The organism is Sphingomonas sp. 2SG, from assembly GCF_005503285.1.
In the GTDB taxonomy this organism is placed as follows: Bacteria; Pseudomonadota; Alphaproteobacteria; order Sphingomonadales; family Sphingomonadaceae; genus Sphingomonas; species Sphingomonas taxi.
The window spans coordinates 32,345-41,693 of record NZ_SCMZ01000036.1 but is presented as its reverse complement, the minus strand read 5'-3'; the positions used below and the strand labels follow the sequence as shown (position 1 = coordinate 41,693).

Here is a 9,349-nt window from a genome sequence, read left to right as displayed (position 1 = left end):
TCCCCGGCGACCGACGTGGCCGGCAACCCGCTCTCGACCACCCAGTCGCGGCGCGTGGTCTGGAAGATCCCGAAGGAATGATGCGGTCTCCGCCCGCCGCGACGGCGGGCGGAATCCGAATCCGCCGCCCGTGGTGATCCAGACGGTTTCGACGCCGCCGCCCGCCGTCAATCTGACGCCGATCGCTGCGCCGCCGGCACCGCCGGCTCCGCCTGCGCCGCCGGCCGTCTCGACGGTCAGCAAGGCAGCGGGTGCCAAGGGCAACCCCGCGGACTGGATCACGAACGACGACTACCCGCCGAGCTCGCTGCGCAACAACGAGGAAGGCACCAGCGTGATCGCCTGGACGATCAATACGCAGGGGCGCGTCGAAAACTGCCACACCACCCAGTCGAGCGGTTCGACCGCGCTGGACCGGGCGGCATGCGCCGCGATCACCCGGCGGGGACGCTACTCCCCGGCGACCGACGTGGCCGGCAACCCGCTCTCGACCACCCAGTCGCGGCGCGTGGTCTGGAAGATCCCGAAGGAATGATGCGGTCTCCGCCCGCCGCGACGGCGGGCGGATCCTCCCCGAACTTCTACACCGTTTGATAAGGACGAAATCCCAATGCTCACCACCATTCTCGCGGCCGGCGGCACCGCGGCAGCCGAAAACCAGTTCGGCCTCCAGGCCGCTCTGAAGGAAGGCGGCCTCATCTCGCAGTCGGTGTTCACGATCCTCGTGATCATGTCGATCGTGTCGTTCTACATCCTGTTCTCGAAGCTGTTCGAGCAGCAGAAGATCATCAACCAGGCGAAGCGCGTCCGCCAGGGCTTCTGGAGCTCGCCGAACCTGCGCGAAGGTGCCGCCAAGCTCGAGAAGAACTCGGCGTACAAGCAGCTCGTCGACGACGGCCTGCAGGCGCAGGACCAGCACGCCAAGCTGACCGATCCGGTCGAGGCGCACGACTGGCTGCACGGTTCGCTCGCCCGTTCGGAAGCGGCGATCAACTCGAAGCTGGGCGGCGGTCTCGCCTTCCTCGCGACGGTCGGCGCGACCGCACCGTTCATCGGTCTGTTCGGTACCGTGGTCGGCATCTACCGCGCGCTGATCAAGATCGGCGCGTCGGGCGATCCCTCGATCGACAAGGTCGCCGGTCCGGTCGGTGAGGCGCTCATCATGACCGCGCTCGGCCTCGTCGTCGCGGTTCCCGCCGTGCTCGCCTACAACTGGCTGCAGCGTCGCAACAAGTCGATCGCGGAAGACCTGTCGGCCTTCTCGAACGACGTGCTGGGCTTCCTCGCCTCGAACGGTGCGGTCAAGCCGACGATCGCCGGTGCGCCGGTTTCGAAGGCGCCGGTGAAGCCGGCCGCGGCGACCACGACCGCCGGCCAGACCGGTGGCGTGCAGACCCGCCCGTAACGATAAGGCTGCGGGGCCGTCTCCGGGCGGCCCCGCGACCGGCCGGCGACGTTCGGTCGCCGGCTAGATTGAATGGATAGGATAGCTCGCACATGGCGATGAGCGCTGGCGGAGGAGGAGGTTCCTCCGAAAAACCCTTGTCGGACATCAACACCACGCCCCTCGTGGACGTGATGCTGGTGCTTCTGATCATCTTCCTGATCGCCGTTCCGGTGGCGATCCAGACGGTCAAGGGCATCGTCCTGCCCAAGGTCCGTTTCGATCCGACGACGACCAAGCCCGAGAACGTCCTGCTGTCGGTGACGACCAAGCCGGACGGCAGCTGCCTGGTCTATTGGGGCACGTCGCCGATCACCAGCAAGGACCTGCTGACCCGCGCGGTCGACAAGCTGAAGCTGGAGATCGACCGTCAGGGTGGCGCAGGCAACCCCGATCTCGAACTGCCGGAAGTCCATATCCGCGGTGACGTCAACACCCCGTACAAGTGCATCGGCGGCACGGTCTACACGATGCAGCAGGCCGGCTTCGCCAAGGTCGGCTTCATCTCGCAGCCGCCGCCCGCGGGTGGCTAATCCGCCCCGCCCGACCCAGGAGTATCTGACATGGCAATGAGTGGTGGCTCGGAAGATGGCGAGCCGATGATGGAAATGAACACGACGCCGTTGATCGACGTCATGCTCGTGCTCCTCATCATGTTCATCATCACGCTTCCCATCCCGACGCATGCGGTCAAGGTCGATCTGCCGGTCAATGACCCGCGGAACGTCAAGCCGCCGGTCGACCCGCAGAAGAACAAGATCATCATCGATGCCGCGGGCACGGTGTCTTGGAACGGCGTTCCCGTCGACGAGGTGACGCTGCGCACCTATCTGGACGCCGCTGCGGCGATCAACCCGGAACCGGAGCTGCACTTCCAGCCCGATCCGGCGGCGAAGTACGACAAGGTCGACCAGACGCTGGCGGTGATCAAGCGCTCGGCGGTGACCAAGCTCGGTTTCATCGGCAACGAACAGTATCGCAACGACTTCTGATCGCGATCGGATGACGGATGACAAGGGCGGTTCCGCAAGGAGCCGCCCTTTTTGCGTTCGGGGGGTGGGGGGCGGTTGGGGAGCCGCGGGCGTCACGGATGTGCGCGACGCTGTGGCGAAGGGCGACAGGCTGCGCGTCGGAACGAACAACGAGAGGCGTGCGTGCGCAGGGCAGCAGCCGGTGACGGAACGGGATTTGCAGAAGAAGAAAGAATGAGTCGCGCGGAGGCGCGGAGGACGCAGAGGTGTTGCGTTCGCTTTAGCCGCGGCCCGTTACCTTGCGACGATGAAGTGATAGGTGAGGCTTGGCCGGGCGAGACACTCCGCGCCTCCGCGCCTCTGCGTGAACCCAGCCTTCTTCGCCTCGTGTACGACGATACGTCCGACGACGTTGTGCCCGATTAGCGGGCTATCTTCCGGATAGTCTCGGTTCGACCATCACCAAAGCCGGCGGCATCGTGATCGTGAGCGAGGCTGTCCGCCCGCGGCTCATGTTTGGCCGATCGACATTCCGCCATGGCGTTCGCGCGCGAGGGCAGGGCTATCGCATATGACTATGGTGACGAGGCTCGATCGCTTTCCTTACCGGTTTCGTCATTCCGGACTCGTTCCGGGGTCCGCCGGGCTGCAAGGGAACGGTGTCGGATCGAGCCTTTCTCCTCGCCGCGGGGTGGACCCCGGAACGAGTCCGGGGTGACGGGGTGGTTTGGGACGACTTTTCAACCTCATTCCGTCAGCCCCGCCTTGCGCCGGGGTCCCGATTCTTCAGGCGGTCCGAAGAAGCGGGATGCCGGATCAAGTCCGGCATGACGGGGATATGAGTACCGTCGCAACACCCTGATCAGGCGTGCGTATAGCCCTGCCTAGTCCCGACCGACATTCATCGTCGTAGCGTACGTCCTTGACCTGACAGGGAGGATTTTGCCTGAATGTCGATTGACCCTAGGTCGACACGCTCGGCCTCGATCCGGTTAGGCCGCTTCCAGCCTAGCGATTTTCAAGCAGGCGGACGGTGCCGGTTTGGGCGTTGAAAGGACAACGGCGCAGACCTGACCATCGATGGTCGCCGTGAGAAGCAGGCCAGACGTGCCGGGCGGCGACCGAGACACAGCGTCCGGCACCTGTCCGGCCATTCCATCCCCTTGCCTCAACCGGATTGCCAAGATCGTTGCTGCGGCGCAACATCGGGACATATCCGGGAGACCTCTGCCGTGCCTTATCTCCGCAGCCCGTTCCGGTTCCTGCTCCACTATATCCGCGTCCGCCCCTGGACCTTCCTGCTGCTCGGCCTGCTCGTTGCGGGTTCGTCGGTCAGCTCGATCGGGGTGCAATATGCGTTGAAGCTGCTGATCGACGCGATGACCGGCTCGGATCGCATCCGTGCCGCGGTCTATACCTTTCTCGGCGCCTTCCTCGCGCTGGTGGTGCTGGAGAGCGCGTTGCAGCGCGCCGCGGCGCTGACGCTCGGTCATGCCACGGTGGTGTCGGGGGTCGATATCCGGCTCGACATGGTCGATTATCTCACCGGGCATCAGATGCCCTTCTTCCAGAATCAGCGCGCCGGCTCGCTCGGCCATCGCGTGTCGGGGCTGGCGGGGATCTTCGGCGCGATCGTCCACCGCCTGCTCCAGGAGGTGACGCCGCCGCTGATCGCCTTCGTCGGGGCGATGATCATCTTCGTCAGCATCGATCCGGGCATGGCGCTGGTGCTCGGCGTGGTGTTCGTGATCGTCACCGTGGTCCTGGTGGTGCTCGGGCTGCAGGGGCACGTCCACCACAAGGCGTTCGCCGAACATGCCGGCACCGTCGGCGGCGAGCTGGTCGACCTGATCGGCAACATCTGGGTGGTGAAGGCCTTCGCCGCGCACCGGCGCGAATTGTCGCGATTGCAGGGCTTCCTCGACGATGAGGCGAGCGCGCAACGCCGCGGCTGGTTCTTCGTCGAACAGATGCGCGGGCTGCACGACCTCGCGCTCGCGATCCTCGTCGGGGGCACGCTGATCTGGGCGATCGGGCGCTGGTCGGCGCATGCGATCTCGACCGGCGACGTCGTCGTGATCAGCACGATGACCTTCCGCATCCTGCACGGTTCGCGCGATCTCGCGATGGCGCTGATCGATACCAGCCAGCAGTTCAGCTATCTGCGCGAGACGCTCGACATCATCGGCGTGCCGCAGACGCTGAGCGACGCCGATCACGCCAGTCGGCTGCGCGTCGGCGAGGGGCGGGTGGAGCTGTCGCACGTCACCTTCGGCTACGATCCTTCGCATCCGGTGCTGCACGATCTGTCGCTGGTCATCCCGGCGGGGCAGAAGGTCGGCATCGTCGGACCGTCCGGTGCGGGCAAATCCTCGCTGCTCCAGCTCATCCAGCGCTTCCACGATCCGCAGGGCGGCCATGTCGCGATCGACGGCCAGGATATCCGCGAGGTGACGCAGGAAAGCCTGCGCGACGCGCTCGCGGTGGTGCCGCAGGAGGTGATGCTGTTCCACCGCTCGGTGATGGAGAATATCCGCTTCGCCAAGCCGGATGCGAGCGACGAGGAGGTCTATCGCGCGGCGCAGACCGCCGGTTGCGACGATTTCATCCGCCGCCTGCCGCACGGCTATGACAGTATCGTAGGCGAGCGCGGCACCAATTTGTCGGGCGGCCAGCGCCAGCGGATCGGCATCGCCCGCGCCTTCCTCAAGAATGCGCGCGTCGTGCTGCTCGACGAGGCGACCTCGGCGCTCGATTCCGAGTCGGAACTCGAGGTACAGAACGGGCTCGAGGCGCTCATCGAGAATCGCACGGTGATCGCGGTCGCGCACCGGCTGTCGACGATCGCGGGCTTCGATCGCGTCGTCGTGCTGGTCGACGGCCGCGTCGTCGAGGACGGGCCGCCGCAGCATCTGCTCCGCCAGAAGGGCGGCGCGTTCCGGCAATTGTGGGTGATGCAGGTCGAGGGACTCGATCGCAGCACCGGCATCTCCGCCGCCGGCGAGCGGCTGCGCCACCTTTCCGACAAGAGCCGCGAGCATCTCGGGCGGATGGTGCGCAACGCCTGGCAGGGGGTGACCGAAAGGACCTGATCGGCCGCTTGCATCCATGTCTCTGAAGTGACACAACAGTGTCACAAAAGTGAAACCTGCCGTTCAGGCGGGAGAAGGAGACGATGCAATGCGTATGATTGTCGCGACGCTGCTGGCGGGTGCATGCCTGACGACGCCAGCACTGGCCACGGACCGGACGGGCTATCAGGCGATCACCGCGGGCGATTTCACCGCGGCGGCGAAACGGATCGAGGCGGAGCGGCGGATTTTTCCGGATCGCCCCGAGTTGATGCTCAATCTGGCGGTCGCCTATGCGCGGATCGGCCGCGCCGCGGATGCGCGCACGCTGTATGACGACGTGCTGCAGCGCCCGGCGGTGGCGATGGACATGCCCGATGGCGCGGTGGTGTCGTCGCACGATATCGCGACGCGCGGTTTGTCACGGCTGCAGACGCGGATAGCGACGCGCTGAGCGCAGGGGGTGCGTTCGGTTTATTCCGAATGCACCGTCATCGCTGAACGAGTTGGGACTTTTGCGAAGATCTACTCGGCCACTCGGTTAGGTGCAGTGTTCCTGCGAAAGCAGGAACCCAGGGCCAAGCAGAATAACAGCTAATGGCGTTCCGGACTCCTGGGCTCCTGCGTTCGCAGGAGCACGGGTGGGCTGTCGCAGAGGTTTGATCCGAGCCCGGGGTGTCGGAGTGGATGAGACGTCGTCCCGCCCCCTCAGAGCCGCGGCAGGGTGACCCCGCGCTGCCCCATATATTTGCCCGCGCGGTCGGCGTAGCTCACCTCGCACGGCTCGTTGCCGCGCAGGAACAGGAACTGGCACGCGCCCTCATTGGCATAGATCTTCGCGGGCAGCGGCGTGGTGTTGGAGAATTCCAGCGTGACATGCCCCTCCCAGCCGGGCTCGAGCGGCGTTACGTTGACGATGATCCCGCAGCGCGCATAGGTCGACTTGCCGAGGCAGATCACGAGCACGTCGCGCGGCACGCGGAAATATTCCACCGTCCGCGCCAGCGCGAAGCTGTTCGGCGGGATGATGCACACGTCGGTCTTGCGGTCGACGAAGCTGTTCGAGGCGAAGTCCTTCGGATCGACGATGACGCTGTCGATATTGGTGAACACCTTGAATTCGTCGGCAACGCGGGCGTCATAGCCGTAGCTCGACAGGCCATAACTGATGCAGCCGTCGCGCCGCTGCGATTCGACGAACGGTTCGATCATCGCATCGGCAAGCGCGCGTTCGCGAATCCAGCGGTCTGACATGACGGTCATGATGGTCCCCTTCGTCGCGCCCTTTTGCCGGTTCGGGGCGAGGTGGCAAGCGTCGGCGCAGTCGCCTAGACTGTCGCGATGCGCCCGCTGATCGATCTCGCCCACCGCCTGCGCCGCCGGACGATGGCGCTGGTCGGCTGGCGGACGCGGGGCGTCAAGGTAATGGCATTCGACCCCGACGGCCGGTTGTTGCTGGTCCGGCATCGCTACGGCCGGTCGGATCTGTGGATGCTGCCCGGCGGCGGCATCGCGCGGCGCGAGACGCCCGCCGCGGCGGCGGTGCGCGAGCTGGCGGAGGAAACCGCGTGTCGGCTCGCCGCCGTGACGGAAGCGGGGCGCTACGAGGCGCGCGCGGAAGGCAGGCGCGACACCGTCTTCCTGTTCCGCGGCACGACCGGCGATGCGCCGGTGGCGGATGCGGTCGAACTGGCCGAGGCGCGCTTCTTCGCGCTTGACGCGCTGCCCGCGGGCGTGTCGCCGGCGACGGCGCGGCGGATCGCCGAACATCGTGGCGTCGCGGCACCGGATGGCCGCTGGTAGGCTTGCCGCGTCAGGGGAACGCGCCCACGGTCGCCGTCCGCAACACAGGGATATCCGTTATGGCACTCAAGGTGGTCGCATTCGTCTCGGTGAAGCCCGGACAGGAAGAGGCATTCGTCGCCGCGGCGAAGACCTGCGTCGCCGCGTCGCGCGCCGAGCCGGGAACGCTCCAGTACGAGCTGTGGCGCGAGACCGAGGGCGCGCGGCGCTTCGTCTTCAACGAGCTGTACGCCGATCAGGCGGCGGTGGCGGCGCATATGCAATCGGCGCATTTCAAGGCGTTCGGGCTGGCGGCGCGCGATCTGGCCGCGGCGCGGCCGGAGATCATCGTCACCGAGGCGGTGGATGTGGCAGGGTAGGGCCGGCCCGACCCCGCTGGCCGCATCGCCCGCAATCCGCTATCACGCGCCATGCTCCGCATCACCGAATTGAAGCTGCCCCTCAACCATCCCGAGGAGGCGCTGGCGGCCGCGATCCGCAACCGGCTGCGCATCACGCCGCGCGATCTCGTCCGCTACACCGTGGCGCGGCGCGCGCACGACGCGCGCGACAAGATGGACATCCATTTCGTCTACTCGGTCGACGTCACCGTCAAGAACGAGGCGCCGCTGCTCGCCCGGTTCAAGCGCGACCGCCACGTCAACCCGACGCCGGACACTGGCTATCGCTTCGTGACGAAGGCGCCCGCCGGCTATGGCGGGCCGCGGCCGGTGGTGGTCGGCGCGGGGCCGTGCGGGCTGTTCGCCGGGCTGATCCTCGCGCAGATGGGGTTCCGGCCGATCATCCTCGATCGCGGCAAGGTGGTGCGCGAGCGGACCAAGGACACCTGGGGCCTGTGGCGGCGCAGCGAGCTCAACCCCGAGTCGAACGTCCAGTTCGGCGAGGGCGGCGCCGGCACTTTCTCCGACGGCAAATTGTGGAGCCAGATCAAGGATCCGCGCCATCTCGGCCGCAAGGTGCTGACCGAGTTCGTCAAAGCCGGCGCACCGCCCGAGATCCTCACCGAAGCGCATCCGCATATCGGCACCTTCCGCCTCGTCACGATGGTCGAAAGCATGCGCGCGACCGTCGAGGCGCTGGGCGGCGAATATCGCTTCCAGCATCGCGTCGACGATCTGGAGATCGCTACCGATGCTGCGGGCAAACGCCGCGTCTGCGGCCTGCGCTTGCAGACCGGCGAGCGGCTGGACACCGAAGGGCCGGTGGTGCTCGCGCTCGGCCATAGCGCGCGCGACACCTTCCACATGCTGCACGAGCGCGGCGTGTTCCTCGAAGCCAAGCCGTTCTCGATCGGGGTGCGGATCGAGCATCCGCAAAGCTGGATCGACGAGGCGCGGTTCGGCCCGTGCGCCGGCCATCCCGATCTCGGCGCGGCGGCCTACAGCCTGTCGCACCATTGCAGGAACGGGCGGACGGTCTACAGTTTCTGTATGTGTCCGGGCGGGACGGTGGTCGCCGCCACCTCCGAGCCGGGGCGCGTCGCGACCAACGGCATGAGCCAATATTCGCGCAACGAGCGCAACGCCAATTCGGGGATCGTCGTCGGCATCGATCCCGCGCGCGACTATCCCGGCGATCCGCTCGCGGGCATCGCCTTGCAGCGGCATTGGGAGACGCGCGCGTTCGAGGTCGGTGGCGGTGCGTACAAGGCGCCGGCGCAGCGGCTCGGCGACTTCCTTGCCGGGCGGCCGTCGACGCGGCTGGGCAATGTCATCCCGTCGTACCGGCCGGGGGTGCACCTTACCGATCTCGCCGACTGCCTGCCCGATTTCGCGGTGACCGCGATGCGCGAGGCGCTGGTGGCGTTCGGCCAGCAGATTCCGGGCTACGACCATCCCGATGCGGTGATGACCGGGGTCGAGACGCGCACCTCGTCGCCGGTGCGGATCACGCGCGGCGACGATTTCCAGAGCGTCACCACCGCCGGCCTGTATCCGGCCGGCGAGGGGGCGGGCTATGCCGGCGGCATCCTGTCGGCAGCGGTCGACGGCATCAAGATCGCCGAGGCGGTGGCGCGCGATTTGATGGGCATGCGGCCGGCGCTGGCCGACGCGGCTTAG

The 9,349-nt window shown here is 66.8% G+C and carries 10 protein-coding genes; 9 read left to right on the top strand and 1 reads right to left on the bottom strand.

The annotated features are described in order from the left end of the window. Positions 1-130 precede the first annotated feature (130 nt). The 6 genes from FFS23_RS14380 to FFS23_RS14355 all read left to right on the top strand — a co-directional run bounded on the left by FFS23_RS14380 (position 131) and on the right by FFS23_RS14355 (position 5,940). Positions 131-535, top strand: coding sequence for an energy transducer TonB (locus tag FFS23_RS14380; protein ID WP_249340688.1), 405 nt, complete (start codon positions 131-133; stop codon positions 533-535). Between the two features lie 75 nt (positions 536-610). Continuing rightward, on the top strand, positions 611-1,405 hold the full coding sequence (locus FFS23_RS14375) for a MotA/TolQ/ExbB proton channel family protein (RefSeq protein ID WP_038663276.1): 795 nt from the start codon (positions 611-613) through the stop codon (positions 1,403-1,405). 92 nt (positions 1,406-1,497) lie between these two features. Beyond that, positions 1,498-1,977 (top strand): ExbD/TolR family protein, encoded by a 480-nt coding sequence (locus FFS23_RS14370; protein WP_038663274.1) that lies wholly within the window; start codon positions 1,498-1,500, stop codon positions 1,975-1,977. A gap of 30 nt (positions 1,978-2,007) precedes the next feature. Then, a complete protein-coding gene (locus tag FFS23_RS14365) occupies positions 2,008-2,436 on the top strand; it encodes an ExbD/TolR family protein (protein WP_038663270.1) in 429 nt (142 codons plus the stop codon). A 1,211-nt stretch (positions 2,437-3,647) separates the two neighbouring features. Further along, the gene (locus tag FFS23_RS14360; protein WP_137899139.1) at positions 3,648-5,507 is read left to right on the top strand and encodes an ABC transporter ATP-binding protein; all 1,860 of its coding nucleotides are present in this window, start codon (positions 3,648-3,650) and stop codon (positions 5,505-5,507) included. Between the two features lie 88 nt (positions 5,508-5,595). Then, positions 5,596-5,940, top strand: coding sequence for a tetratricopeptide repeat protein (locus FFS23_RS14355; RefSeq protein ID WP_137899138.1), 345 nt, complete (start codon positions 5,596-5,598; stop codon positions 5,938-5,940). A 254-nt stretch (positions 5,941-6,194) separates the two neighbouring features. Here the strand turns inward: FFS23_RS14355 and dcd are convergent, their stop codons facing one another. Beyond that, positions 6,195-6,749: a dCTP deaminase gene (gene dcd / locus FFS23_RS14350; protein WP_137899137.1), complete on the bottom strand. Its 555-nt coding sequence runs from the start codon at positions 6,747-6,749 to the stop codon at positions 6,195-6,197. A gap of 78 nt (positions 6,750-6,827) precedes the next feature. Between dcd and FFS23_RS14345 the strand changes: the two genes are divergently transcribed. From FFS23_RS14345 to FFS23_RS14335, 3 genes are read left to right on the top strand one after another with little or no spacing between them, the layout of a single operon-like run. Beyond that, positions 6,828-7,289, top strand: coding sequence for an NUDIX domain-containing protein (locus FFS23_RS14345; RefSeq protein WP_137899136.1), 462 nt, complete (start codon positions 6,828-6,830; stop codon positions 7,287-7,289). A 59-nt stretch (positions 7,290-7,348) separates the two neighbouring features. Further along, positions 7,349-7,648, top strand: coding sequence for a putative quinol monooxygenase (locus FFS23_RS14340; RefSeq protein ID WP_137899135.1), 300 nt, complete (start codon positions 7,349-7,351; stop codon positions 7,646-7,648). Between the two features lie 51 nt (positions 7,649-7,699). Beyond that, on the top strand, positions 7,700-9,349 hold the full coding sequence (locus FFS23_RS14335) for an NAD(P)/FAD-dependent oxidoreductase (RefSeq protein WP_137899134.1): 1,650 nt from the start codon (positions 7,700-7,702) through the stop codon (positions 9,347-9,349).

What these genes read in the sequence shown, in the direction of transcription:
- FFS23_RS14375 (WP_038663276.1), top strand. Translation starts at nt 611, where the DNA reads ATGCTCACCACCATTCTCGCGGCCGGCGGCACCGCGGCAGCCGAAAAC.
- FFS23_RS14370 (WP_038663274.1), top strand. Translation starts at nt 1,498, where the DNA reads ATGGCGATGAGCGCTGGCGGAGGAGGAGGTTCCTCCGAAAAACCCTTG.
- FFS23_RS14365 (WP_038663270.1), top strand. Translation starts at nt 2,008, where the DNA reads ATGGCAATGAGTGGTGGCTCGGAAGATGGCGAGCCGATGATGGAAATG.
- FFS23_RS14355 (WP_137899138.1), top strand. Translation starts at nt 5,596, where the DNA reads ATGCGTATGATTGTCGCGACGCTGCTGGCGGGTGCATGCCTGACGACG.
- dcd (WP_137899137.1), bottom strand. Translation starts at nt 6,749, where the DNA reads ATGACCGTCATGTCAGACCGCTGGATTCGCGAACGCGCGCTTGCCGAT.
- FFS23_RS14345 (WP_137899136.1), top strand. Translation starts at nt 6,828, where the DNA reads ATGCGCCCGCTGATCGATCTCGCCCACCGCCTGCGCCGCCGGACGATG.
- FFS23_RS14340 (WP_137899135.1), top strand. Translation starts at nt 7,349, where the DNA reads ATGGCACTCAAGGTGGTCGCATTCGTCTCGGTGAAGCCCGGACAGGAA.
- FFS23_RS14335 (WP_137899134.1), top strand. Translation starts at nt 7,700, where the DNA reads ATGCTCCGCATCACCGAATTGAAGCTGCCCCTCAACCATCCCGAGGAG.